Annotated in this window: 27 protein-coding genes; 17 read left to right on the top strand and 10 right to left on the bottom strand. The window is 70.6% G+C overall.

What is annotated here, in order from left to right; all coding sequences use genetic code 11:
* Positions 1 to 168: 168 nt before the first annotated feature.
* The 5 genes from OG430_RS04495 (at position 169) to OG430_RS04475 (ending at position 4,210) form a co-directional block, all read left to right on the top strand.
* Positions 169 to 915, top strand: a complete 747-nt coding sequence (locus OG430_RS04495; protein WP_327351080.1) for a dienelactone hydrolase family protein — start codon at positions 169 to 171, stop codon at positions 913 to 915.
* Positions 916 to 1,251: 336 nt separating this feature from the next.
* Positions 1,252 to 1,413: a hypothetical protein gene (locus tag OG430_RS04490; RefSeq protein ID WP_327351079.1), complete on the top strand. Its 162-nt coding sequence runs from the start codon at positions 1,252 to 1,254 to the stop codon at positions 1,411 to 1,413.
* On the top strand, positions 1,401 to 3,221 hold the full coding sequence (locus OG430_RS04485; protein ID WP_327351078.1) for an FUSC family protein: 1,821 nt from the start codon (positions 1,401 to 1,403) through the stop codon (positions 3,219 to 3,221). The genes OG430_RS04490 and OG430_RS04485 overlap by 13 nt, the downstream gene beginning before the upstream one ends.
* Positions 3,222 to 3,257: 36 nt before the next feature.
* Complete coding sequence (locus OG430_RS04480) at positions 3,258 to 3,740, top strand: MarR family winged helix-turn-helix transcriptional regulator (RefSeq protein ID WP_327351077.1); 483 nt, start codon at positions 3,258 to 3,260, stop codon at positions 3,738 to 3,740.
* Entirely contained in the window at positions 3,737 to 4,210 is a 474-nt protein-coding gene (locus OG430_RS04475) for a MarR family winged helix-turn-helix transcriptional regulator (protein ID WP_327351076.1), read from the top strand. Before OG430_RS04480 ends, OG430_RS04475 begins: the two co-directional genes overlap by 4 nt.
* Positions 4,211 to 4,284: 74 nt before the next feature.
* Here the strand turns inward: OG430_RS04475 and OG430_RS04470 are convergent, their stop codons facing one another.
* Complete coding sequence (locus OG430_RS04470) at positions 4,285 to 4,854, bottom strand: DinB family protein (protein ID WP_327351075.1); 570 nt, start codon at positions 4,852 to 4,854, stop codon at positions 4,285 to 4,287.
* 314 nt (positions 4,855 to 5,168) lie between these two features.
* Here OG430_RS04470 and OG430_RS04465 point away from each other — a divergent pair, with 314 nt between their 5' ends.
* Positions 5,169 to 6,776 (top strand): MFS transporter, encoded by a 1,608-nt coding sequence (locus tag OG430_RS04465; RefSeq protein WP_327351074.1) that lies wholly within the window; start codon positions 5,169 to 5,171, stop codon positions 6,774 to 6,776.
* On the opposite strand, the gene OG430_RS04460 is transcribed toward OG430_RS04465, so the two are convergent.
* Positions 6,694 to 7,554, bottom strand: coding sequence for a helix-turn-helix transcriptional regulator (locus OG430_RS04460; RefSeq protein ID WP_327351073.1), 861 nt, complete (start codon positions 7,552 to 7,554; stop codon positions 6,694 to 6,696). The two genes, OG430_RS04465 and OG430_RS04460, sit on opposite strands and share 83 nt — an antisense overlap.
* Positions 7,555 to 7,796: 242 nt before the next feature.
* On the opposite strand from OG430_RS04460, the gene OG430_RS04455 reads away from it, so the two are divergent.
* The 3 genes from OG430_RS04455 to OG430_RS04445 all read left to right on the top strand — a co-directional run bounded on the left by OG430_RS04455 (position 7,797) and on the right by OG430_RS04445 (position 10,162).
* Entirely contained in the window at positions 7,797 to 8,279 is a 483-nt protein-coding gene (locus OG430_RS04455) for a hypothetical protein (protein ID WP_327351072.1), read from the top strand.
* A gap of 24 nt (positions 8,280 to 8,303) precedes the next feature.
* A complete protein-coding gene (locus tag OG430_RS04450) occupies positions 8,304 to 9,206 on the top strand; it encodes an NADP-dependent oxidoreductase (protein WP_327358953.1) in 903 nt (300 codons plus the stop codon).
* 185 nt (positions 9,207 to 9,391) lie between these two features.
* Positions 9,392 to 10,162, top strand: a complete 771-nt coding sequence (locus OG430_RS04445; protein WP_327351071.1) for an NPP1 family protein — start codon at positions 9,392 to 9,394, stop codon at positions 10,160 to 10,162.
* A 110-nt stretch (positions 10,163 to 10,272) separates the two neighbouring features.
* Here OG430_RS04445 and OG430_RS04440 read toward each other — a convergent pair whose 3' ends face one another.
* The gene (locus OG430_RS04440) at positions 10,273 to 10,611 is read right to left on the bottom strand and encodes a hypothetical protein (RefSeq protein WP_327351070.1); all 339 of its coding nucleotides are present in this window, start codon (positions 10,609 to 10,611) and stop codon (positions 10,273 to 10,275) included.
* A 156-nt stretch (positions 10,612 to 10,767) separates the two neighbouring features.
* On the opposite strand from OG430_RS04440, the gene OG430_RS04435 reads away from it, so the two are divergent.
* Genes OG430_RS04435 through OG430_RS04420 form a run of 4 tightly spaced genes read left to right on the top strand, consistent with a single transcriptional unit; the run spans position 10,768 to position 14,184 of the window.
* On the top strand, positions 10,768 to 11,427 hold the full coding sequence (locus OG430_RS04435) for a hypothetical protein (RefSeq protein ID WP_327351069.1): 660 nt from the start codon (positions 10,768 to 10,770) through the stop codon (positions 11,425 to 11,427).
* Positions 11,427 to 12,650, top strand: coding sequence for a sensor histidine kinase (locus OG430_RS04430; protein WP_327351068.1), 1,224 nt, complete (start codon positions 11,427 to 11,429; stop codon positions 12,648 to 12,650). The genes OG430_RS04435 and OG430_RS04430 overlap by 1 nt, the downstream gene beginning before the upstream one ends.
* Before the next feature lie 34 nt (positions 12,651 to 12,684).
* The gene (locus OG430_RS04425) at positions 12,685 to 13,362 is read left to right on the top strand and encodes a response regulator transcription factor (protein ID WP_327351067.1); all 678 of its coding nucleotides are present in this window, start codon (positions 12,685 to 12,687) and stop codon (positions 13,360 to 13,362) included.
* Positions 13,363 to 13,410: 48 nt separating this feature from the next.
* Positions 13,411 to 14,184: an SDR family NAD(P)-dependent oxidoreductase gene (locus OG430_RS04420; RefSeq protein WP_327351066.1), complete on the top strand. Its 774-nt coding sequence runs from the start codon at positions 13,411 to 13,413 to the stop codon at positions 14,182 to 14,184.
* Between the two features lie 121 nt (positions 14,185 to 14,305).
* Here the strand turns inward: OG430_RS04420 and OG430_RS04415 are convergent, their stop codons facing one another.
* From OG430_RS04415 to OG430_RS04405, 3 genes are all read right to left on the bottom strand, one after another.
* Entirely contained in the window at positions 14,306 to 15,058 is a 753-nt protein-coding gene (locus tag OG430_RS04415; RefSeq protein ID WP_327351065.1) for a glycoside hydrolase family 16 protein, read from the bottom strand.
* A 284-nt stretch (positions 15,059 to 15,342) separates the two neighbouring features.
* Positions 15,343 to 15,960, bottom strand: coding sequence for a dihydrofolate reductase family protein (locus OG430_RS04410; RefSeq protein WP_327351064.1), 618 nt, complete (start codon positions 15,958 to 15,960; stop codon positions 15,343 to 15,345).
* 47 nt (positions 15,961 to 16,007) lie between these two features.
* Positions 16,008 to 16,553: a dihydrofolate reductase family protein gene (locus OG430_RS04405; protein ID WP_327351063.1), complete on the bottom strand. Its 546-nt coding sequence runs from the start codon at positions 16,551 to 16,553 to the stop codon at positions 16,008 to 16,010.
* A 558-nt stretch (positions 16,554 to 17,111) separates the two neighbouring features.
* On the opposite strand from OG430_RS04405, the gene OG430_RS04395 reads away from it, so the two are divergent.
* The 3 genes from OG430_RS04395 (at position 17,112) to OG430_RS04385 (ending at position 19,367) form a co-directional block, all read left to right on the top strand.
* Positions 17,112 to 17,882, top strand: a complete 771-nt coding sequence (locus OG430_RS04395) for a GbsR/MarR family transcriptional regulator (protein ID WP_327351062.1) — start codon at positions 17,112 to 17,114, stop codon at positions 17,880 to 17,882.
* A 74-nt stretch (positions 17,883 to 17,956) separates the two neighbouring features.
* Positions 17,957 to 18,952, top strand: coding sequence for an NAD(P)H-dependent flavin oxidoreductase (locus OG430_RS04390; protein WP_327351061.1), 996 nt, complete (start codon positions 17,957 to 17,959; stop codon positions 18,950 to 18,952).
* A gap of 124 nt (positions 18,953 to 19,076) precedes the next feature.
* Positions 19,077 to 19,367, top strand: coding sequence for a hypothetical protein (locus OG430_RS04385; RefSeq protein ID WP_327351060.1), 291 nt, complete (start codon positions 19,077 to 19,079; stop codon positions 19,365 to 19,367).
* Between the two features lie 168 nt (positions 19,368 to 19,535).
* Here the strand turns inward: OG430_RS04385 and OG430_RS04380 are convergent, their stop codons facing one another.
* Complete coding sequence (locus OG430_RS04380; protein ID WP_327351059.1) at positions 19,536 to 20,672, bottom strand: PQQ-dependent sugar dehydrogenase; 1,137 nt, start codon at positions 20,670 to 20,672, stop codon at positions 19,536 to 19,538.
* Between the two features lie 216 nt (positions 20,673 to 20,888).
* The gene (locus OG430_RS04375) at positions 20,889 to 22,094 is read right to left on the bottom strand and encodes an erythromycin esterase family protein (protein WP_327351058.1); all 1,206 of its coding nucleotides are present in this window, start codon (positions 22,092 to 22,094) and stop codon (positions 20,889 to 20,891) included.
* 58 nt (positions 22,095 to 22,152) lie between these two features.
* Here OG430_RS04375 and OG430_RS04370 point away from each other — a divergent pair, with 58 nt between their 5' ends.
* On the top strand, positions 22,153 to 22,884 hold the full coding sequence (locus OG430_RS04370; protein WP_327351057.1) for a TioE family transcriptional regulator: 732 nt from the start codon (positions 22,153 to 22,155) through the stop codon (positions 22,882 to 22,884).
* 82 nt (positions 22,885 to 22,966) lie between these two features.
* Here the strand turns inward: OG430_RS04370 and OG430_RS04365 are convergent, their stop codons facing one another.
* Together OG430_RS04365 and OG430_RS04360 are read right to left on the bottom strand one after the other, a co-directional pair.
* Positions 22,967 to 23,323 carry a hypothetical protein gene (locus OG430_RS04365; RefSeq protein WP_327351056.1) on the bottom strand — a complete coding sequence of 119 codons (357 nt, stop codon included), beginning with the start codon at positions 23,321 to 23,323 and terminating at the stop codon, positions 22,967 to 22,969.
* 100 nt (positions 23,324 to 23,423) lie between these two features.
* Positions 23,424 to 23,996: a hypothetical protein gene (locus tag OG430_RS04360; RefSeq protein ID WP_327351055.1), complete on the bottom strand. Its 573-nt coding sequence runs from the start codon at positions 23,994 to 23,996 to the stop codon at positions 23,424 to 23,426.
* Between the last annotated feature and the right edge of the window lie 103 nt (positions 23,997 to 24,099).

Genomic DNA, 24,099 nt, shown 5'->3' with positions numbered 1-24,099 from the left:
TCACGGGTACCTCCGGAATGAATGCGGCTCCTGACGGAGTTTCAGAAAGCCGCTCCAGTTTCGGAGGGGGGCACACAGGCGGGCCGGAGCGTGACTTGAGAGCCCCGCGGTTCTGCCGACGGTGAAGTCCGGCCCGACCGGCCTCGTAGATCACTACCGTTCGATCCCATGACGACAGTCACCACACGCACGGTCCATTACCCGGCCGACGGCCTGACGATGGTCGGGCACCTCGCGCTCCCCGCCGGCGTCGACCGCCGACCCGCGGTGCTGCTCGGACCAGAGGGCATGGGGCTCAGCGACGTCGAGCGCCGCAGGGCCGATGCTCTCGCCGAGCTGGGATATGTAGCGCTGGCCTTCGACCTTCACGGTGGGCGCTATTTGGCCGACCCCGAGGAAATGCTGGCCCGTTGCATGCCGCTGCTCGCCGACCCCGACCGGATGCGAGGCATCGGCCACGCGGCGCTCGACGTGTTGCACACCGAACCGCGGACCGACCCCGACCGGATAGCCGCCGTCGGCTACGGCACCGGGGGCGCCGTCGGGCTGGAACTCGGGCGCGATGGCGTCAACCTGCGCGCGATCGGGACAGTCAACGCAACCACCACGGGCCGACCGGGCGAGGCGGCGCGCATTCGCTGCCCGGTGTGGGCCGGGGTCGGGTCGGAAGACCCGATCATGTCGCCCGAGCAACGGAACGCGTTCACCGCCGAGATGCAGGCCGCGGGCGTCGACTGGCGCCTCGCGGTCTACGGCGGCGCCTTGCACGGCTTCCACCACCCGCCGGTCGACCACCCCACGGTCCCCGGCGTCGGCTACCACCCGCAGCACGCGGAGCGGGCGTGGCGCGATGTAGTCGGCCTGCTCGCCGAATGCCTGCCCGTGACACCGGCGCCTTTGAGCTCCGTGTCGTAGCCGATCCCGAACTTCGGGCGACGGTGCTGACCGTCAACTGGGCGGCGGGCGGGGCCGGGACGGCCGAACCGGCCCGCCCGCCGGCCTGGATGTTCGATCTCATACGACAGCTCCGGCCATGGCCTCGTGCTCCCGTACGTGACGCGTGCTCCCGTGCGCGATCGCGTACTCCCGTACGAGATCGCGCACTCCGCACCCCCCGACGCGAGGCCATGACCCGCCCCTTGCCGCGGGCGACGTGCCGATGCCGCCGCGCGGCGCCCATGTGAGCATGGCAGGACGGCGTAGGCGACCACCTTCTCCATCGCCCCCCGGACCACACAACAGGGAGCACGCATGGAAAGGGGACCCACCGGCGACCACCCGACGGCCCCGGCGAGCGGCCTGATGTTCACCTGTCCGGTGCGCCAGGACGCGGTCCATCCGGGCGGAACCGCCGAGGCCGCCCTCGACGAGGTGCGTACCGCCAAGGGCAGGGCGTACCGATGGCCGTTCTGAGGGCCCGTCTGCCGGAATGGATGCGGCACACCGCCCGCCTGCGCCCGGTGCCCGTCGACCGGGCGCTGGTAGCGCGCGGCGCCGTGGGCATGCTCGTGCCGCTGGCCATCGGCCAGTTCGCCGGCCGGCCCGACCTGGGGGCCGCAGCCGCCCTCGGCGCCTACGGTGCGGCCGTCGACGACACCGCCGCACCCTGGCGCACCCGCGCGCTGACGCTGGTCCTGCCCCAGTTCGCCGGCGCCATCGGCCTTGCCCTGGGACGGCTGACCGGCGGCGTGGCCTGGGCGCAGATCCTGCTGGTCGCCGTGGTCGCGCTGGCCTCCGGACTGGTGTCCACCATCGGCCGCATCAGTGACATGGCCACCTTGGTGCTGCTCCTTGCCACCGCCATGGGGCTCGGTCTGCCCACGGGACCGCCCTGGTGGCAGGTGCCGGGGCTGTTCCTGCTCGGTGGCCTGCCGCTGATGCTGCTTTCGCTCGCCGATGCCCTACGCCGTCCCGGGCGAGCCGAGCGGCTGGCCGTCGCCGAAGCGGTACGGGCCGTCGGGGGCCTCCTGGGCGCCACCGGCGACACCTGGACCGAGCGCCGCCACGCGTTGACCGCGGTGATGGACGCGGCGTACGACACGGTGCTGGTGAGACGCCTCTCGGCGCCCCGACCGGGCAGTACCGCGGCCCGGCTGACCGGCCACCTGGACCGCCTGATCGAAGTGATCGCCGCCGCCCCCGCCGTCCGAACACCGGGCGCGGAACCGCCCGTTGGATACGCCGACGCGGTCCACCGGATCGCCGACGCCATCGAGGCGGGCGGCGCGCCGCCGCCGATCCCGCTCCCCCCGGCGGCCGCCGGGGATCCGCACCTCCGCGCACTGCGCACGGCGGTCACCGCACTCGCCGCATCGCTCGGCGAGGCGACGGGCGAAGCGATCCGGCACGTCCCGCCGCGCCCTGTACCGAGCCGCCGCCTCGCCGGCGCACTGGCCGACCGGCTGCGCGATCCGGCCGCCCGGCGCTACGCGCTGCGGCTGGCCCTGTGCCTCGGCGCGGCCCAGGTCGTCGCCTCGTACAGCGGACTGCCTCGCTCCGGCTGGCTGGTGCTGACCGTCGCCCTCGTGGTGCGGCCGGGCCTCGGCACGGTGCCGGCCCGACTGCTGCTGCGCGGTGTGGGCACGATCGCGGGTGTCCTGGTCGGCCTGGCCGCGATCACGGTGCTGCCGGCGGGCTGGTGGCGCATCGCCGCGACGGTCGTCCTGACCGGTCTGCTCCAGGCCTACGCACGTCGCAACTACGCCCTGCAGACCTTCTTTCTCACCCCGGTCATGCTGTTGCTCGCCGATCCTCTCGGCCAGGCCGGATCCGCCGTTCCCGAGGCCCGTCTGCTCGACACGGTGATCGGCTGCGCGCTCGCCTTCGTCGTCGGCTATCTGCTGTGGCCCGAGGACACCCGGGCCCGGGTGCCGCACCGGCTGGCCTCCGCCCACGACTCGATCGCCGCCTACGCCGACGCCTTGGAAGGCCCCGGCGACATCACGGCCCTGCACACCCTGCGTCGCCGTATCCACGCTGACCTGGCCGCCGTGCACACCGAACTGGCCCGCCTGCGCACCGACCCCCGCCACCGGCACACGCTCCAGGACTGGCAGGACGACCTGGCCTACGCCGAAGCCGCCATCGCCCGCCTCACCACGCAGGCCGCCGCAGGCCACCACGACGGTCACAAGGTTCCCGAGGCGGCGACCCGCGACCTCTCCGCCCACCTGCGCCGTCGCGCCGCCCACCTGCGCGAGCATGGTGCGTTCAGAAAATAGTAGCCATGTACATAGTAGCTATGTACTGTATCTCTCGTGAGTTCACCAACTGAGCGCGCCACGGCGGGATTTCTGGTCTGGCGCCTGTCGATGAAGTGGCGGGTGGCCGTCGACCGGGCGGTCGCGCCGCTGGGCCTGACCCATGCGCAGTACTCGCTGATGGCATCCCTGAACGGCATGGGGCGCTCCGGGCTGCAACCCAGCCAGCGGCAACTCGCCGACCACACGGGGCTGGAGCCGCTGTACGTCTCCAAGCTCGCCCGCACCCTGGAGACCGCCGGACTCGTCGCCCGCACCCGGGACCCGAACGACCCGCGCGCCATGCAGCTGTCGCTCACCGAGCAGGGGAGCGACGTCACACGCCGCGCCATCAAGGTGGTCCAGGCCCTCCTGGACCAGTTGCTGGAGCCGCTGGGGGGCCAAGACGGCGCGCGCACAAGGCAGTTCACCCGCGAGCTGGCAACCCTGCTCGACGCACCTCTTGATCCGCCCACCGAGAACGACGAGGAGCAGTCATGACCACCACCACCGCACCCGCGACCGTCACCGCACCCGCGGCCACTACAAACGGCCGGGCGATAGCCCTGGCGCACTACTCGGCCCGCGCCCTCTTGGAGCGCGTGCTGACCAGCCACGGCATCACGTTCGAGCAGAGCGTGACGCTCCGGGCCGTCGTGGCCGCCGGCGAGTCCATCGGCTTCGAGGCGCTCGTCGGCGACGTCACCGGCTCGCTGAAGGCTGACGCGCCGGTCGTGCGCGGCGTCATCGAGGAACTGATCACCGCGAAGCTGCTGCAGGAGGACCCCGCGCAGGCGTCCCCGGTCCGGCTCACGGACGCCGGACGCGAGCTGTACGAGCGCACCTCCGCCGAGAGCGCCGAGATCTCCGCCCGGCTCTACGCAGACATCCCGGAAGAGGACCTTGCCGTCGCGGGCCGCGTACTGGCCCTGCTCACGGAGCGCGCGAACGCCGCACTGGCCGGCGTCTGAGGTTCTGCCCGTCGGCTGTCCCGTCCCGGCCGCAACCTGCATGCGCCTTCGGCGGGTTCAGGCTGCGGCCGCCGTCATTGGCCCACCCTGCCGTCGACGCACTCGCGCAGCAGGTCGGCGTGCCCGCAGTGACGCGCGTACTCCTCGATCCTGTGCACCATCAGCTCCCGGACCGAGATCTCGTCCTTCCCGAGGCGCTCGCCGAGATCAGGGTGCTCGGCCAGCGCGGCGTCGGTCGCGGCCTGCTCGCGTGCCAGATCGGCGTACGCGGCGTCGACCACGTCCTGCTCGGCGACAGCGCCGAGGAAGTCCGCGTCGCGCGCGCCGTACAGCTTCGGCAGTGGATCGCTCGCGTCGATCCAGTTGTGCCAGTCCCGTTCCACCTCGACGAGGTGCCGCAGCAGGCCGAGGAGCGACATCGTCGACGGCGGAACCGACCGACGGGCCAACTGCTCCGGATCCAGGCCCTCGCACTTCATCAGGAGGGTCTTGCGGTAGCCCGCCAGGAAGTCGAGGAGCGTCGCAAGCTCGCCCTCGGGACTGCCCTCGTCACTGTGACGGGGGTCGTCGGCCGGGTCTGCCCACATGTCGGGGTAGGTGGTCGCCTGGGTCCATCGCGTGGGTTGGTCGCTCATGCGTCGCATGGTCGTCGGTGCGGATCGGGCCCGCCACTGATTATTCCGACCGGTACGCGAACGGGCCTGTCCGCTACGCGACATCACCCCACCCCCGCGAGCCGAAGTTGTCCGCTGCGCGAAGCCGGCCGTCCTCAAACGCCATTTCTGTGGGGGCTGTTGGGGATCTAGCGTCATCAGTGCGGCATCCCCCGTGCACGGGTTCTCTCTCCGCAGCCGACATCCACGCCTGATTCCAGGGGGTTCCCATGTCCTCTACCGCTTCAACCGCTTCAACCGCTTCAACCGCGACGACTGAGCGCGGCCCGACGCCGGTTGACGCCGTGCCACGCAGACCCGGGCTCGTGCTGTTCATGGTCTGCGTCGCGATCTTCATGCTGATGCTCGACGCGATGGTGGTCTCCGCCGCACTCGGCGAGATCCGCGCGGACTTCGACGCCTCCATCGACGGGCTGCAGTGGGTCGTCGACGCCTACTCGATCCCGCTGGCCGGGGTCCTGCTGACCTTCGCCACGCTCGGCGACCGGTACGGACGCAAGCGCATGTACGTGGCCGGCATGCTCGTGTTCACCGCCGCGTCGCTGGCGATGACCCTGTCCGGCAGCATCGTGCAACTCGACGTCCTACGGGTGGTGCAGGGCATCGGCGCCGCCATGCTCTTCGCGACCGCGCTGCCGCTGCTCGCGGTCGCGTTCCCCGAGGCAAAGGCCCGGGCGAAGGCGATCGGCACCTACGGGGCCGTGATGGCGAGTGCGACCGTCCTCGGGCCGGTCATCGGAGGTGCGCTGGTCACCCAGTTCGGCTGGCGCTCGATCTTCCTCATCAACGTGCCGATCGGCATCGCCATCACCGTACTGGCCGTGATGAAGATGCCCGAGACGGCGAGCACTCCGGACCAACGCGCCGACTGGTCCGGGTCGTTGCTGCTCACCGGGGGCCTCGTGGCCGGGGTGTTCGCCCTGACCCGGAGCCACGCGCTGGGCTGGACATCGGGGACGGTCCTCACCCTGATCGTCACCGCGGTCGTCCTGCTGATCGCCTTCCTGGTCCGGCAGACACGCGCCCGGCACCCGCTCTTCGACCTGTCGATGGCGAAGAAGCCCGGCTTCGCCGGCACCGCGATCGTGTCGGTCGCGCACATGGCCACGCTGATGGCCGCGGCCACCTACCTGGCGCTGTTCCTGATGGGCGCACTCGGCCACACACCGCTGGAGATGGGCCTGCGGCTGCTGCCGATCAGTCTCTGCGCGATGATCGCCGCGCCCGTGACCGCCGTCTTCGCCAGGCGGGTGCCGCTCGCGGTCGGGACGACGGTCACGATGGGAATGGTCACCGCGGGCATGTACCTGCTGGGCAACTTCGGCCGCGACGACAGCTGGACCCACTTCCTGCCCGGCATGATCGTCGGTGGTCTGGGCATCGGCGCGCTCACCGCGCTCAACCAGGCCGCGTCCCTGACCTTCGCCTCGCAGGAGAACGCCGGTATGTCCAGTGCCACCTTCGGCACCCTGCGGCAGGTCGGCATGGCCATGGGCATCGCCGGGCTCGGCGCGATCTTCAGTCAAGTCGCCCAGGACAAGGCGGAGTCCGGGCTCGCGGCGGTCCCCGGCGCCGGTGCGGTGCCGCAGGACCTGAAGGAGCAGTTCGTCGACCAGGTCGGCTCCGGGTCCGGACACCAGGTGGTCGAGGCGGTGCCGGCACAGTTCCACGACGCCGTGCCCGCGCTGACCCGCGTCGCCGACAACGCCTCGATCGACGCGCTGAACGCCCTGGCGAACCTGGGCGCGCTCGTCGGCGCGGTCTCCGTGGTCATCGCGGCGATCGCCTTCGCGGTCGACCGCGGCCGGGTCAGCCGCCGGCGGTCGGCGTCGGAGCAGAAGCAGGAGGTGACGCAGGATCCGGCCCAGGATCCTGCGCCGGTGTCTGTGTGATCACCGATGGGGCACCACTTCCGCGGAAGTACGCCGCGGGAGTGGTGCCCACTTCACGGCGGAACGCGGTGATGAAGGCGCTCGCGTTCTGATAGCCGACCGCGCGGGCGACCCGCGCGACCGGTTGTCCCATGCCCAGCAGGGGCAGCGCCGCGTTGAGCCGTTCGTTGGTCCGCCAACTGCTGAAGCTCACCCCGGTCTCGGCGCGGAAGCGGCGCGAGAGGGTGCGGGGCGAGGCGCCGACCTCCCGGCCCCAGTCCTCCAGGTCCCGGGGGTCGGCGGGGTCCTCCTTGATGGCGAGGGCGATCCGGAGGGCCAGGGGATCGGTGGGCAGGATGGTCGGGATCGTGGCGATCGACAGGGGCTTCATCAGGTCCCACAGCACGGCCGTGGCCCGGACGCGGTGGTCCGCGGAACCTGCGCCGAGTTCGACGAGGTGGGACAGCAGCGGACCCATCAGTCCGGTCGCGTCGACGACGGTCGGGGCGCTCCAGCGCAGTGGGCAGTCGTCCGGTTCGAAGTACAGCGAAAGCATCGAGGTGGACGAACCGGGGACGACGCCGTGATCCACACCGCCGGGAATCCACAGGGCGCGTGAACGCTGCACCACCCAGCGCAAGTTGTCGACCGTGACCGTGAGCGGGCCGTCCGGGGCCCAGGTCAGCTGGTGCTGCGGGTGGCTGTGCGAGGGGATGTCACCCCCTGGCTCCAGCGGGATGACCATGCTCGCCACGGCGAAGGCCGGCGAATCGACTGCGAAGTGCGTTTCCCCCGTCACGGGCCCCAACTCTACTGTCGGTCCTGGCCGATGGGCCGCGACTGCTCGCCGGCCGGTCAGTCGTATCGGTCGTTCCGGTCGCGTACGGCAGCGCACTGCCGGAATCAAAGACAGCAGACCCATCGAACGAAACCAGCAGGCCGTACGTCTGGGCATGGACGGGCCCGCATCTCCTGCGGGCAAGCCCTCAGCACCCGGGTGCACCATCGAACTCGTCAAGCCTGCGACTCATCGGGGGAAGCGTGACGCGCAACGCGAACAGGGCCCGGCGGCTGTTGCTTCTCGCCCTGCCCGGTGTGCTGACCATCAGTTGCGGGAGCGGCATCGGCGACGAGCCGCACCTCTGCACGAAGATCGGCGGCGAGACAGGCGTCTCCGTGAAATGGACCCCGAGCGACTTCACCGACTCGGTCAAGGGCGGCTCGGCCTCGCTCGTCGCGCGACTGTGCGCACAAGGGATCTGCGAGAGCCGGACCACCTCGAAGAACGTGGACACCTCGGAGCAGTTCATGAACGTGGCGCTCGGTGACGACTTCGACAAGAGGACGGCGTCGGTGCGGTTCACCCTCACCGCGCGGGGCGACAGCAAGCGCGTCCTCTTCGACGAGCGTACGGACGTGGACATGCGCAAGATGGTGCCCAACGGGAAAGGCTGCCCGCCCACGTTCTACTACGCCGGTCTCTCGGCAGACCCGGAGCGGGGGCTGACCGACGAGCCCACCTGACGGAATCGAGACCGGAGGTCAATGATGAAGGCAGCCCGCTTCAGCCGGTTCGGGGGCCCGGAGGTCCTTGAGATCGTGGACCTTCCGGATCCGCATCCGGAGCCCGGCCAGATCCGGATCTCGGTGCGCGCGGCCGGCGTCAACCCGAGTGACTGGAAGAAGCGCGCGGGCCTGATGGACGAGGAGCTCCCGCAGACCATGGGCCACGAGGCGGCGGGCGTCGTCGACGAGCTCGGCGAGGGCGTCACGGATGTGGCCGTCGGCGACCGTGTGTTCGGCCTCTCCGCAGAGGGGGCGGCCCAGGCCGAGCTGGCGGTCCTTGACCACTACGCGCCGATCCCGCCTTCCCTCGACTTCGCCGGTGCGGCCGCGCTGCCGGCCGCCATCGAGACGGCCACGCGCGCACTCGACCAACTCGGCGTCGGCAGCGGCAGCTCGCTGCTCGTCAACGGGGCCTCCGGAAGCGTCGGCAGCGCCGCGGTTCAGCTCGCCGTGGCGCGCGGCGCGCACGTGATCGGCACCGCGAGCCCCGCCAACCACGACTACCTGCGCTCGCTGGGGGCCGAGCCGGTTGCCTACGGCGAGGGCATCGTCGAGCGGGTTCGCGCGCTCGCGCCTGAGGGCGTGGGCCTGGCGCTCGACGTCGCGGGGAGCGGCATCCTGCCCGAGCTCATCGGCCTCGCGGGCAGCCCGGAACACGTCGTGACGCTCGCCGACTTCGCCGGCGCCCAGAAGTACGGCGTGCGGTTCAGCCGCGGGGACGCCGGTCGTGCGGTCCACGTGCTCGGCGAGATCGGCGACCTGATCGAGGCCGGGCGCTTCGCGCTCCCGGTCGCGGAGACTTACCCGCTCGCCGAGGTCGCCCAGGCGCACCGGGCCGGCGAGGCCGGGCACGTACGCGGGAAGCTCGTGCTGCTGGTCGGCTGATGCCGCGACAACTGTGGGGCCGGGCACGGACAGTGCCCGGCCCCTTCGCAGGCCCGCCGGTGCCAGACCCCAGAGCAGGTCCGCCGCTCAATGTTCAGCGGGCGGTCGGGCAACGACTGCCAGAGATGTGATCTGGGCATGACACTCCTGGTCGCGTACCCCACACCGCGACGTATCAGGAGGACATGGTGAAGAAGAGATCGCTCACCCGCAGAGCGTCGTTCGTGCTCGGCAGCGCCGTCGTGCTGGTCATCGCCCTTCCGGGCAGTGCCCTCGCGGAACCGCCCAAGGCGCTGCCCGCCAACGCGGACGGACTGGAGCAGACGTTCCAGCCGGCCTTCGACTACGACACGGACGGCTGCTACCCCACGCCCGCCATCGGCCCCGACGGCACCCTCAACGGCGGCCTCAATCCGTCGGGCGCGCTCAACGGCCAGTGCCGGGACTCCTGGGACCTCGACAACACCAACGGGTACGCCCGGTACAAGTGCAACAACGGCTGGTGCGCCATCCTGTACGGCCTGTACTTCGAGAAGGACCAGGCCGTGGCCGGAAGCGGCCTCGGCGGGCACCGGCACGACTGGGAGCACGTGGTGGTGTGGGTGCAGAACAACGAGGCGCGCTACGTCTCCACCTCGGCCCACGGAAACTTCAACGTCTACGGCCGCGACCAGATCCGCTGGGACGGCACGCACCCCAAGGTCGTCTACCACAAGGACGGCATCAGCACGCACTGCTTCCGGCCGGCCAACTCCAACGACGAACCACCGGAGAACCACGACCACACCTGGCAGTTCCCCGCCCTCGTCGGCTGGAACGGCTACCCCGCGGGCGTACGGGACAAGTTGAGCCAGGCCGACTTCGGCAGCGCCGTCTTCGGACTCAAGGACGGCAACTTCAACTACCACCTGGAGAAGGCCAAGCCGGCCGGCATCCCGTTCGACCCCAACGCCTGACCACCGGCCCCGGGGCCGCCGCCACCTGTCGGCGTCCGGGACCGCCGTGGCGGTCCCGGACGCCTGGCGCGACGTACGCGACTTACGCGGCGTGCGCGCGGCGGAACGGCCTACCAATTGTCCGGCCGCACCTCATAGGTGAGGGTGTAGTGGGCACCGTTGTTGCGGAACTCGGCGACCTGCTCACCGCGGCCCGAGACGTTGGGGCTGATGTGGTAGTCGCCCAGGTTGTCGTCCGGGTCGAAGTCGTCCTTGTCCCACATGGAGACGACGTCAGCCCCGCTGTTGACCAGCGAGAACGGCCCGTTGTTGACGTTGATCACCGCGCCGTTGTTGATGTCGCCCCGGCCCCAGACGCGCTGGCCGCGGAAGTCCACCCACAGCTCGTCCTCGCCGTTGTCCTCGGTCTCGATGCAACGCAGTTGGTAGAACTTGACCTGGTATCCCATGACCGTCTCCCGGGTCCCTCGGATCGTCGGACGTGTTTCCGACACCCATGAGAATGCGCGCTTCCGGGCTGCCCCCGCGTCCACTCTGGAGTGGATTAGGAGCGTACGACCCAGGGTGTACGTTTCTGCCTGCTGCCGAGGCGGTTCCATAGAGCCATGAGTGACTCGAGCGACCCCATGGATGAGGCAACCGTGCTGGTCACGGCCGCAGACGTCACCCTTGAACCGATCGGCGCCAGGGCGCTCCTCGTCGACCGGGACGCGCTCCTCGCACCCGACCAGTCGCCCCTTCTCGCCGATCCGCAGGGGGAGTTGACGGCCGTGATCACACCGGTGCCCGCCGGGAGCGGCCCGGTGGAGCGGATCGCCGTGGCCGGCGTGGAGCATCTGGGCTCCGACGATCCCGCGTCGGCCATGACGGCGAACGTGGTCCGGCTCACCGAACGGTCCCGCTACGTGGTGCGCGCCGAGCCCTTCACCCAGCGCCGGCTGACCGAGGCGCTGCTCACCGCGGACGGCGACCTGTGGGCGGCGATGCGCGAACTCGGCTACGACTCGGAGGTGCCCGCCCGGCCGCACAGCGCGGCTCTGACCGGGCTGAGCGAGGAGCGGCTCGACGCTTTCGCGGGCGGTCCCTGCCGAGTGATCCGCACCTGCCTTCCGCACCCGCCGCATCCGCCCCATCCGCCGCACCCCGAGGACCCGGACCCTGAGAATCCGGACCCCCACGACGCGGACCCCGACAGCCCGGACCCTTGCAGCCCGGCCCCCGACACCCCGGACATCGACGACCCGCACCCGCCCGCCGGACCGTGATGGCCAGGCCCAGAGCCGCCCTCGGCAGGCTGTACCGGGCAGCCCCCGCCGTCCAGGACTCGGTCCTTGCCGTCGCGCTGCTGCTGCCCGACCTGTTCCTCTTCTCGGACTTCGCCCTCCCGCACGTCACTCTGGCCGACAGGCTGGTGACCATCGCGTACGCCGTCGTCGGGTATGCGGCGCTCGCCGGCCGGCGGCGGGCGCCCCGAGCGGTGTTCGGCTACCTGTGGGCCCATGCCCTCGGCGGTGAACTCCTCACCGCCGCCGGGGCGTTCGACTACAGCCCGACCCTGGCCCTGCTCGCCGCCCTCTACACCGTCGCCGCTCTGCGCAGTGCCCGCCTCGCCGCACTCGCGCTGGGCTCGGTGGTGGTGCCGGTGGCGCTCTCGGTGCGGGCGGCGCTCGCCGACGTACCCGCCGCGGAGCGCCTGACCTCGCTCATCGGGGTCGCCTGCTTCTACGGACTGCTCAACCTGGAGGTGTGGGCCGTCGGCCGGTGGGTGCAGGCGGGCCGGGCGGCGGCAGCCCGCGACCGGCTCGCACTGGCCCGCGCCCAGGAGGCGGTCCTGGCCGAACGAGCCCGTACCGCACGGGAGTTGCACGACATCGTCGCCAACGCGGTCACCGTCATGGTGCTCCAGGCCGGGGGAGCCCGCCATGTGCTGCGGGCAGACCCGGACCGAGTCGAGGGCGCGCTCGACCAGATCGAGTCGAGCGGCAAGACCGCCGTCGCCGAGCTGCGGCACATGCTCCTGGTGCTGCGCACCGACGGCGAGCGGCTCGCTGCCGAGGGGCCGAGCTTCGGGCTCGCCGACCTGGACCCGCTCCTGAACGGAGTGCGCCAGGCGGGTCTGGACGCCCAAGTCGAGGTGACCGGCGTCCCTGCCCGGCTCGCGAGGAGCGTCGACCTGACCGCGTACCGGCTGGTGCAGGAGGCGCTGACCAACGCGGCCAAGCACGCGGGGCCCGGGGCCGCCACCGTCGTCCGCCTCGACTGGGCGCGGGCCGAGGGTCGGCTGGCGATCGAGGTCGGCGACGACGGGCGGGGCACCCCGGCTACCGCCCGCTCCGAACTGTCCACGGGGCACGGGCTGATCGGGCTCCGCGAGCGGGTGGCGGTCTGCGGCGGCACGTTCGACGCCGGTCCTCTCGGGGACGGTGGCTTCCGGGTCGCCGCCACGTTGCCGACACAGCGGAACTCCCGGCAGGAGGTCGTGTCTTGACGGCTCGCGCCGCGACGCCACAGGGAGGACAACGGTGATCCGGGTGCTGCTCGCGGACGACCAGGCGATGGTGCGTTCCGCGCTCGCCATGCTGCTCACCGGCGAGGACGGCGTCGAGGTCGTGGGTGAGGCCGCCGACGGCCGCGAAGCCGTGGCCCTCGCAGCCGAACTGCGCCCCACGGTCGTCGTCATGGACGTACGGATGCCCGGCATGGACGGGGTCGAGGCCACCCGCCGGATCACCGCCGACGCCTTCCCCGGCGAGGCCCGCGTGCTCGTGCTGACGACGTACAACGTCAGTGAGGCCGTCTATCAGGCGCTGCGTGCCGGGGCCTCCGGGTTTCTGCTCAAGGACGCGGCCCCCGCCGAACTGGTCGGCGCGGTACGGGCGCTCGCCGAAGGGGACGGCTGGCTGGATCCTTCGGTGACCGCCGATCTGCTGGCCGAGTTCGCCGCCCGGCCGGAGCGGATCAGGCCCGCTCCGCAGGAGCTGGCAGCGCTCACCGGCCGGGAGCGCGAGGTCCTCGTCCTGGTCGCGCACGGGCTCTCCAACGCAGAGATCGCCGCCCATCTGTTCATCGGCGAGGCCACGGTCAAGACCCACTTCGGGCGGATCCTGCTGAAGCTCGGCCTGCGGGACCGGGCCCAGGCCGTCGCCGCGGCCTATCAGAGCGGACTGGTCACGCCGGGCTCGTCCCCACCGGGGCCCTGACGTCGGCCGCCGTGAGGGTGCCGTACGTGAGCGGGTTTACTTGCCGACATGACTGACACGAATGGAATGCTCGCAGGCAAGGCCGTAATGATCACCGGGGCGTCCAGCGGTATCGGCGAGGCCGCCGCCCGGCTGTTCGCGGCCGAAGGGGCGGCCGTGCTGCTCATGGCCCGGCGCGAGAAGAACCTGCGGCAACTCGCCGAGGAGATCAAGGAGTCGGGAGGCCGCGCCGAGGTCAGCGTCGGCGACATCTCAGTCGCCGAAGATGTCCGGCGGGCGGTGGCCGCGACGCAGGAGCACTTCGGCGCCCTGGACGCGGCGTTCAACAACGCGGGATACGCCGGTGACGACCTGTCACCCCTGCACGAGCTCGACCAGGCAGTCTTCGATCGCACGATGGACGTGAACGTCCGCGGCACCTGGAACTGTCTGCGCACCCAGATCCCCGTCATGCTCGAGGCGGGGAAGGGCGCCATCGTCAACACGGCCAGCACCGCCGCGATGGTGGCCACCGGCGCCCCGGTGCCCTACGTCGCGGCCAAGCACGCCGTGCTCGGCATGACCCGGGCGGCCGCGGCCGAGTACGCCGCGCACAACATCCGCATCAACACGCTCGTGGTGGGCACCACACGCACCGAGATGATCGAGCAAGTCGTGGACGCCAAGCCGGAGTTGGAGCAGGCATTCGTCGCCCGGCAGATGCAGAAGCGGATGGCCGACCCGGTCGAGATCGCCCAGGCGGCGCTCTGGCTGTGCAGCGACCGCTCCTCGTTCTCGACGGGCTCGGCACTGGCCGTGGACGGCGGGCTGACGTCGAACTGACCTCGAACTGACGCCGATCCGGTGTCGATCTGATGGAGCGGTAATGGAGCGGTAATGGAGCGGTAGGGGCCGGTGCCGGGATCCGCCCGGCACCGGCCCCTACGCGACTACTGCTGCTCGACTACTGCGCTCCGTCATAGGCGTACGCCGCGACCCAGGTGATGTCGAGCTGCGCCGAGGAGCCGGGGGCGGCGTAAGGGCCGTACAGGGCGCTCTCGTTCTGCAGGACCCAGTCCAGGGGCTGGTCGGGAACGCTCCGGGTGTCCTGCCCGACCAGCCGTCCGTCGAGGTAGAACTTGATGCTGTCGGGCGTCCATTCGGTGCTCACGGTGTGCCAGTCGGTCCAGCTCTCGCCGGTGGGGAAGTAGCCCTGCCCTTCGCCGCTGCAGGGGTGGTGGAAGGCGGTGATGGTGTCGGTCCAGTTCTGCTCCGGGAAGTCGGCCTCGCAGCCGTCTCCGTAGTGCAGCCAGGCCGACTTGTATCCGGGTGCCGGCTGTACGACCTTCAGTCGTGCGCTGAACTTGCCGTACCGCTGGTCCATCACGGCGCGTGGCACGACCGCCGCGGAGTGGACGTCGCCGCCGTCCGGCGGACGCCACAGCCGGATGTGCAGGCGGCCGTCACCGCTGCCGTCGTCGGCCGGTCCGACGCTGAGGGTGTCCTCGGGGTGGTAGACGCCGCCGACGGCCCGCCCGGTGTTGCCGTCCGCCCCGGACTTGGCGGTGTCCGGCCAGCCGGTGGGGTATGCCCACCAGGCTGCCCGGTAGTCCTCGGGCAGGCCGACGCAGTAGGCCTCCTTGGTGTCGACGTCGTGATCGCAGTCGCTGAACGCGCCGAGCGGCACCACGTCGTCGTTGAAGTCCTCGGCGAACACTTGCCGGAACGGGCCGCAGTCACCCCTCGGCAGGCTGTGGCGCACGCTGCCGCAGGCCTCGTCGGACGGGGGCGTACCGGACGCCCCGGGTACCAGCAGCAGGCCGGCCGCGACGCTTGCCCCAACTGCCGTGCAGACCAAGGGCATTCGCGTACGCCGTGCGTGTCGGGCCGGCCTTGCGTGCTTCGCGTGCCGTGCGTGCGTCGCCATGGAAGCCTCCGAGGAGCGACGCTACTGGTGCGGGCGAGATCAAGTGAAGAGTGAGCGTTTCTGTCCGCCTGGCGTCACGACGGCCGTACGGTCCGATAGCGCAGATGCGTGACGGTCGGCGAACTGATCACTTCGGTCGGCGTCAGGGCCAGACCGGCGAGGTCGTCCCAGAGACGCTCGCCCGCGCCGAGCACCGCGGGCACCAGGTGCAGCACCAACTCGTCGAGCAGCCCCGCGGCCAGGTACTGACGTACTGTCGCCGCGCCGCCCGCGATCTCGATGTTCTTGCCGCCCGCGGCCTTTCCCGCCTGCTCGAGGGCGGTTTCGAAGCCTCCGGTGACGAAGTGGAACGTGGTGCCGCCTGCCATCTCCAGCGGGGCCCGCTCGTGATGGGTGAGGACGAAGACCGGTGCGTGGTACGGCGGTTCGGGTCCCCACCACCCCGTCCAGCTCTCGTCCCATTCGCCGCGGCCGGGACTGAACATGTTCCGCCCCATGATGTGCGCGCCGGTGTTCTCGTGCAGCGCCGCGCGGAGCTGCGCGTCGGCCTCCCGCCCAGGCTGGTCCGTCTCGAACATCCAGGAGGTAAGGGCCTCCTTGCATCCCGTGCCGAAGGGGTGCTCGAGGCTCTGGTCGGGGCCTGCGGTGAATCCGTCCAGTGAAATGGCGAGGTTTGCGGTAACGATGGTCATGGTGTTTCTGCCTTCCCGTATGCAGGTGTCACAGGGGCGGTCTTTGCCTACTTGGGGGTGTAGGTCAGGACGACGACGCCGGATGCGAGTGGTGTGGTCCTCGTGAGTTGCAGGTGCGTGGTGTCGATGCTGGCCAGGAGGCGGTCGCCGCTGCCGGCGATGACGGGGAACATCCAGAAGTGGTACTCGTCGACGAGCTTGTGCGCGAGCAGCGTGCGGTCGAGATCGCCGGTGCTGAACTTCAGGATGTTCTGACCGGGTTGTTCCTTGAGCCGGGCGACCTCCTTGGCGACGTCGCCGTCGATGACCGTGGCGTTCCACGTGACGTCGGCGTTCGTCAGGGTCCGGGATGCGACGTACTTGGGCAGGCTGTTCATCCGTACCGCGTACTCGCCCTCGACCTCTTCCATGTTCGGCCAGACCGGGGCGAAGATCTCGTAGGTTTTCCGCCCCAGCAGCAGGGCGTCCGCGGCGAAGAGCAGCTCCCTCGCGTATTCGGCGTACTCCTCGTCGAAGTAGGGCGCGGCGAACTTCTCCGGCGAGGAGACGACACCGTCCAGCGTGATGAACGTCGTCTCGATGAGCTTTCTCATGTTGCTGTCCTCTCGGAGCTGTAGGAAATGGCCGTCGCCGTATCAGTCGTCGACGGCCTGGTGGAGCGTGGTCCAGAAATCGGTCATGGCACGCGGCGAATCCGGCGTGGACAGCCCGACCTGGGTGAGCAGGACTCCGGTGATCTGGTTGACCGGGTCGGCGTATGCGGCGGTGCCGGTGCCGCCGAACCAGCCGAATTGGGAAGATCGTGTCCCGCCGCATCGACGGGAAGCCGCCGTTGTTCTGACCCATCGTGAATCTCCTCAGCGTGCAGTGCTCGGTCTGCGCGACTCGGTGCCACCCGGGCCCAAGAATCATTCGGGAATCACTGAACGTCGGCGACGCTATATTGCGTTCATCACCCGGTCAACAGGTATTGATGATTCAACTGTCCTGCTCCGAAGGGTAGTTGGAGTCTTTATTGCAATGACAATGACGCTGAATGCAAGGGCGGTTCAGGATCTCCATTGCAATGGACGTCGGCTGAACGCACACTGCTGGGCGAGATGTGCGGGAGCCGAGCTCCGCGCATGCCGACAGATCGGAGGCGGGTACCGATGCCCGGAGACAGGCTCACCCACGAGGACCGTCAGCACATCGCGGCGGATCTGGCCCGGGGGCTCGGATACACGGAGATCGGCCGGCGCCTGGGGCGGCCCGCCTCGACCGTCATGCGGGAGGTCACCCGCAACGGCGGCGCCGACGGCTACGGGGCGGACCGGGCGCACGCCGCCGCCCGGGATCGTGCACGTCGGCGCAAGCAGCCACATCCTCCGGCGCCGCCGGTCACCGACGACGGGCACGGGCGGGACCCCCAGGCGGTCCAGGACGTCACGGAGTCCTTCGCCACTCTCCTCGAACAGCAGGGGCTGCCCCGGATGGCGGCCCGGGTGCTGGTCTGCCTCTACCTCACCGACTCGGGCGCTCTCACCGCCGTCGACCTGGTCCAACGGCTTCGGGTCAGCCCGGCCTCGGTCTCGTATGCCGTCACTTTCCTCGAACAACAGGGAATGATCAGGCGGGAACGGGTTCCCGGCGGGCGCCGCGAATGCTACGTCGTCGACGACGAGATCATGCTCCGGGCCACCCTTGCCACGGTGCACATGAACGAGGCCTTGGCCGCCGCCTTTGAGCGCGCAGCTGAGATCTTCGGTGCCGCAACCCCGGCCGGGGCCCGCTTGGGGGACTCCGCAGAGTTCGTTCTTCTCGTGGGCGAGGCCCTGCGAGGGGTCACGGAGCAATGGCGGCAGAGCCTGGCCGCCCGGAGCGGCGGGCGGGACCACGCTCGATCGGGAGGGCTGGGTCAATCGGGAGGGCTGGGTCAATAGGTGCGTTCCCCCTTCTGCGCGCGGGTGCGGGGAGCGGTGACTCTGTCCGTCGGCCCGGCAGCGAAGATGGAGCCATGGCGTTATTGACGGAGTTGACGGAGTCGCTGGGCATACGACACCCGATTGTGCTGGCGCCGATGGGTGGTTCGGCCGGGGGCGCGCTGGCCGCGGCCGTCTCCCGGGCCGGCGGCCTCGGGATGCTGGGCGGTGGGTACGGGGAACGGGCCTGGCTGGAGCGCGAGTTGGCACTCGTCGCGGAGGGCACCGACGAGCCGTGGGGTGTCGGCTTTCTGAGCTGGGCCATCGACGCCGAAGCGGTGGAGCAGGCACTGGAGTTCAACCCTGCGGCGGTGATGTTGTCCTTCGGTGATCCCGGCCCGTTCGTCGAGCGGATCCGCCGGTCGGACGCGGTGCTGATCGTCCAGGTCACCGATCTGGAGGAGGCGAGACGGGCCGTGGACGTGGGGGCCGATGTCATCGTGGCGCAGGGAACAGAGAGCGGTGGGCATGGTGCCCGGCACGGGCGGTCGACGCTGCCGTTCGTGCCGCTCGTGGTGGATCTCGCGGCGCCGGTACCGGTGTTGGCGGCCGGCGGGATCGCCGACGGCCGGGGCGTGGCCGCCGCGCTGGCCCTGGGCGCGGCCGGAGCGCTCATCGGCACCCGCTTCCAGGCCACCGCCGAGGCCCTGGTCGACCCGTCGGTCAGGCAGGCGATCGTCGAGGGACGTGGTCAGGACACCGAGCGCAGCGCCGTGCTGGACGTCGCCCGCGGCGCGCGCTGGCCGACGCACAAGTACACCGCCCGTACGCTCGGCCACCCCTATCTCGACCGCTGGCGGGGCAGGGAGGCCGAGTTGGCGGGTGACGCGCAGGCCAGGCAGGACTACCAGGACGACGTGGCACGCGGGGCGATCACTTCCCTGCCGGTGTGGGCGGGCGAGGCGGTCGACCTCATCACGGATCTGCCGTCGGCGGCCGATCTCGTCACCACCCTGGCCGTCCAGGCCGAGGAGGCGCTGGCCAGGGCCGGCCGGCACCGGCCGAACGACCGGCGGGGTGAGGGCAGTTGACTGCAACGTATTCGGTATCTGCCCGACGTGTCGGTTGATGCCGACCATGCGCGACACTGCACCCACGAATCGACGCGGGGGCGGTGGGGGCGCAGTGAGTCGAGATTTCGCGAGGGCGCGGCGGGTGGACCAGGGCAGTCGCGTCCCCGGCTGGCTGGTCTGGCTGGTCGTCGCCGTGCTCGGGTCGCTCGCCGTCTCGCTGCTCATGTCCATGATCCTCATGGGCCTGCCGCACGGCTGGGAAACAGCTCTGTCCTTGACCGACGTCCTCTTGCGTACGACGCTGGTCGCCGCAGTCCTCCTGCCCGCCGCCCTGGTCGGCTACCTGGTGCTCAGCTTCCGGGCCCGCCTCCCGCGACGACCGCGCGGTCGCGTGGGCCCGCGTCCCACCAGGCGTGGAGGGCTGCATCGTTGAAGTGCCCGTCACGGTCGCTGCGGAGGAGGAGTGGGCGTCACTTGCCGGACGCCACTGCGGAGACGTTCCCGCAGTGATGCCCGACGGCTGGAAGCTCACTCCTCCGAGCGGCGACCCGGCGGGGCCTTGCCCTTGAGCGGCACAAGGAGCTGTGAGCCCCGCCAGCGGTTACGCCGGGTCGATGCGCGAGACGTTGCCGCCGAGGGCGAGTACGTACAGCTCGCCGTTGCCGCCCTGCGCGAACGAGATGACCTCGCCGCCGTTGACCTTGAGGTCGCTCTGGCCGGTCACCTCTCCGTTCTTCATCTGCAGGGCGCGGAGGGTGCCGTCGCAGTAGTCGCTGAAGACGTACTGCCCCTTGAGGTCCGGGATCGCCTTGCCGCGGTAGACGTATCCGCCGGTCACCGAGCAGCCCAGGCCGGTGCGGTCGTACTCGTGGACCGGTGGCACGTGGTTCGCGGGCTCCGTGCCGTCCCGGAAGGGATGGTTGCCCTCCATCGCGGACCAGCCGTAGTTCTCGCCGCCCTTGCTCTTCGCCGGGGCCCAGTCGATCTCCTCCCAGGCGCTCTGGCCGACGTCACCGATCAGCAGGTCGCCGGTGGCCGCGTCGAAGGAGAACCGCCAAGGGTTGCGCAGGCCGTACGCCCAGATCTCGTCCTTCGCCTTGGGGTCGCCGACGAACGGGTTGTCCGCCGGGATCGCGTACGGCTTGGCGCCGCGCGGGTCGATCCGCAGCAGCTTGCCGAGCAGGGTGTCGAGGTTCTGCCCGTTGCCGTGCGGGTCGCCGCCCGAGCCGCCGTCGCCGAACGCGATGTAGAGGTAGCCGTCGGGGCCGATCTTGATGTCGCCGCCGTTGTGGTTCGCGTACGGCTGGGTCTGGGTGAGGACGGTGCGCCGGGTGGACGGCTGGATCTTGCCGTGCCGTACCGCGAACTCGTCCACCGTGCTGGTGCCTTCGAGATTCGTGTACGAGATGTAGAAGTGCGCGAACTTCTTGTCGAACGCGATGCCGAGCAGCCCGCGTTCGCCGTCGGTGGTGGTCTCGGCGGAGATGTCCAGGACGGGCTTGCCGAGCCCGGATTTGCCCAGGACCCTTACGGTGCCCGCGCGTTCGGCCAGCCAGAGCGTGCCACCGGGGCCGGCGGCCCCGGCGGTCGGATTCTGGGCCGTGGCCACTTGCTTGAGCACGACCTCGGGGGCCTGGCGCGGAGCGGCGGGTTCGTCGGCGTACGCCGCGGTCAGGGCGAGGGAAGCAACGAGGCAGAGGGTGCCGATGATCGCCGAGCTTCTGGTGCGAACTTTCACCGTGAGCCTCCTAGGGGCGGCGAAGTGGGGGTCACCCGGCTGCTCGGGGCAGGGTTGGGTGGGCGTCGCCCGTGCCAGCACGCAACCGGGGTGGGGGAATTGTGTGCCGCTGGCCACGGATGAGGATACTGGGACGGGGGCGTCCTGGCCTAGACCAATGCCCGGCCCAACTGCCCCCGCCCCTTCGGATTCGAGGGCGGGGCCGAGCGAGACGTCCTAGCTCTGCGGAACGTCCTTGACGAACACGATCCCGTCGTACGCCGCCACCTGTGCCGGGTCCAGCGAGGAGTATCCGAACCAGGGGGAGACGCGCGGGGCGGACGGCATCTCGCCCAAGGCGGTGGACAGTTGGCGGGCGTCGACGATGCAGCGGTCCTGCGGGAGCGCGTACAGAAGTCCCTCGAGGGTGTCCGCCGGAGGGGTGTCCACGCCCTGGTGCCGGATCGTGCCGAGAGCCGTGGCCAGGAAGCCGTACCCGTCGCCCAGCCGGGCGGCGACGAGCGCGCCGGCGCTCCACCACTCGAGCAGCGGCTGGTCCCACATGCGCATCGTGCTCTTGTCCCGCTGGAGATGGCTGTTGTGGGCGTGGACCAGTACCGGGCCGCGGTCGGCGAGAGCGAGGAGGTTGTCGGCCATCATCAGGTCCCGCAGGCCGATCAGACGTGCCATGCGGCTCGGCGAGGCGTCGGCCATCCAGAAGTGGTAGCGCAGCAGGCCGGTGGCGGTACGTCCGTACAGGCGCGCCCGGTCCAGGTCCTCTCGCGAGGTCGCCTCGATCAGGTGCGGTGCCTGCGCATCGAGCAATGCCACCAGATCGTCGGAGAGCAGCCGCAGCACCTCGGCCTCGGCCGACTGCCCGGCGGACCGTGAAGGATCCATCATCGCGGCGGGCTCCGTCCATCGGTCGTCGGTGCCGAGCAGCTGGTCGAGCGTGTATGCGCCGCAGGGCAGCAGGCCGGCGTCCACGTGGGCCGCGAGGTAGCCGTGGAGCGCGGTGAGGGACTGCCGGGGGCTCTCCGCGCCGGTGATCTCCAGCGGCCCGTCGAACCCGGCGAAGCGCACCTGGTCGGAGGCGGGTCGGCCGTCGTTGAACGCCCTGAGCCGGCGCACGAGTTCGCGGTTGGCCGCCGAGGCGCCGAATCCGTGGCTGAAACCGCGCTCCATGACCTCGTCGAGGCTGCCGGTGCCCGAGGTGACGTACGCGTCCACGACGAGGCCCTTGATGCAGTCGCTCTCGATCGCGACGGTCCGGTAGCCCTCCTGCTCGATGAGCGGGAAGAAGAGGTCGTTGCGCACCTCGAGCAGCGTGTCCTCGCCGTGGGTGGGCTCGCCCAGGGCGAGCAGCCGCGGGCGGGCCGGGAGCAGCTTCAGGACGGTGGCGGCCTCGACGGAGTGGGTGGTTTGCTGGATGCCAGTAGCCATGCCTTAAACGCTATCGTTGAACCTACAGTTGAAACTTTGCTGCGATCTGGGCAGGACTATGGGACAAAACCTTAAAAGCAGGGAGCGGCTGCGGCCGGTGGACCTCGCGCGCGGGCACGGCCTTTCCACGCAGGCGGTCAGGAACTACGAAGAAGCCGGCATCCTCCCCGCCGCCGGCCGCACCCCGCACGGCTACCGCACCTACACCCCGGTGCACGCGCAGGCCCTGCGCGCGTTCCTCGCCCTGGTACCCGGGCACGGCCATCAAACGGCGACGTCGATCATGCGAGCCGTGAACCAGGGCGAGATCGACGACGCGCTCCGCCTCGTCGACGAGAGCCATCTCCAGCTCCTCGACGACCGGCGAACCCTGCGGGCCGTGGAGAGCGCCCTGCGGGACCTGGATCCCACCCCGGTGACCGCGTCCGACGCCGGATCCGGGCCCGACGGCACCTTCATCGGACCTCTTGCGGGGAGACTCGGCATCCGTCCCGCGACGCTGCGCAAATGGGAGCGCGCCGGTCTGGTGCGCCCGCGCCGCGACCCGCGGACCGGGTACCGCGTGTACGACGCGGCGGACGTGCGCGACGCCCGCCTTGCGCACCAACTCAGGCGCGGCGGCTACCTGTTGGAGCAGATCGCCCCGCTGATCGCCCAGGTGCGGGCGGCCGGCGGCCTCGAACCCCTGGAGGCCGCCCTGAACGACTGGCACGACCGGCTGTCCGCGCGCGGACGGGCGATGCTGGCCGGCGCCGCCGAGTTGGAGGCGTACCTCCGCGAGGCGGGGTGAGAGCGTGGCGGCCGACGTCTGCGCTCCGGCGAGCACTCAGTGCCGCTCCGGCCGGCCGCTCGGTACCGTCTGGCCTCGCCGGTCAGTACCGCTTCAACTCGCCGGGCCGCTCGAAGTAGAAGCCTCGTGGCCCCTGTTGCTCGCCGGTTCCCCCGCACAGACACGGCGTCGGCCGCCCTTCGACCAGCCCGCTGCCGTTCATGACGGGCTTGCCGTCGATGCGGCGGCCCGTGAAGCCGAACAGGTGCGTTCCCCGGCCCAGCCGCATCAGGCCCCCCACGATCCGCGTCGCCGGAACGGGCAGGCCGCCGGACACGAGAGGAACGTAGAGGAAGAGGTTGCTCTTCTCCCGCGCGGCGGGGCCGGTCCACAGGGCGACGGTCACCGCGGCCCGGTCCGGATCAGGGAGGCATCCGCGGACGCGCAACGGCCTGGCCACCGGTGCGTCCGTGTAGTGCCACAGCGCGGCGGCGACGGCTTGCTGCGCCCGGCCAAGGCAGGTCGGAGAGCAGGTCGGTCGTCCCGGAAGGAGGTGCGCGTCATGCCTCGATGCCCCGGACGAGTCCGGCCAGTTGGACCTGGAGGTTCTTGAGTCGTTCAAAGGATTCGATCACGTCCTGCTCGAACTGCCTCGGATAGTTGGCCTTGGCGTGCCAGGAGTAGGCGACGCCTTGTTCCTTCCAGCGCAGATGGGTGACGCGCCAGGAGTTGTGGTAGTCGATGAACGCCATGAAGGAGTCGGGAATGCGGGCGCCGACGATCAGATGTGCCTTGGCGGACAGTAGGTCCTGGACCGCCTTGTTGTGCGGCAGGAATTCGTGATCCACCCAGAAGAGCCACAGCTCCAGCTGCTCCGGGGTGAGTGAGTCGTCGCCCTCGAAGACGACACTTCGGCCCAGCGTGTCGCAGAAGTCGTGGAAGGCCGAGCGCCCCTCCTGGACCAGGAACACCAACGGCCCGTACAGCTGCTCCAACTGCTTCTCCACATGGGCCAGTCGCGCCTCGTGCTCCTTGCGCCTGCGGTCGGCCCGCGTGGCGAGCGCGTGGTTGGCGAGCCATCCGCCGGCCGTGACGACGGCGGCGATCAAGGTGGCGAGCAGGGCCGGATCCATGGCACGGGATTGTGCCGCACCACCCGCGCGGCGCGTGAGCCTGCGTCGAGTCGGGCCTTGCCGCGGCCACGTATGAGGCCTGTCGGTGACCGTGCACGGCAGC

Origin of the sequence: Streptomyces sp. NBC_01304, from assembly GCF_035975855.1 — a bacterium.
GTDB lineage: Bacteria > Actinomycetota > Actinomycetes > Streptomycetales > Streptomycetaceae > Streptomyces.
Note: the sequence above shows the minus strand (reverse complement) of the source record. Positions and strands in the feature narration are given on the sequence as shown.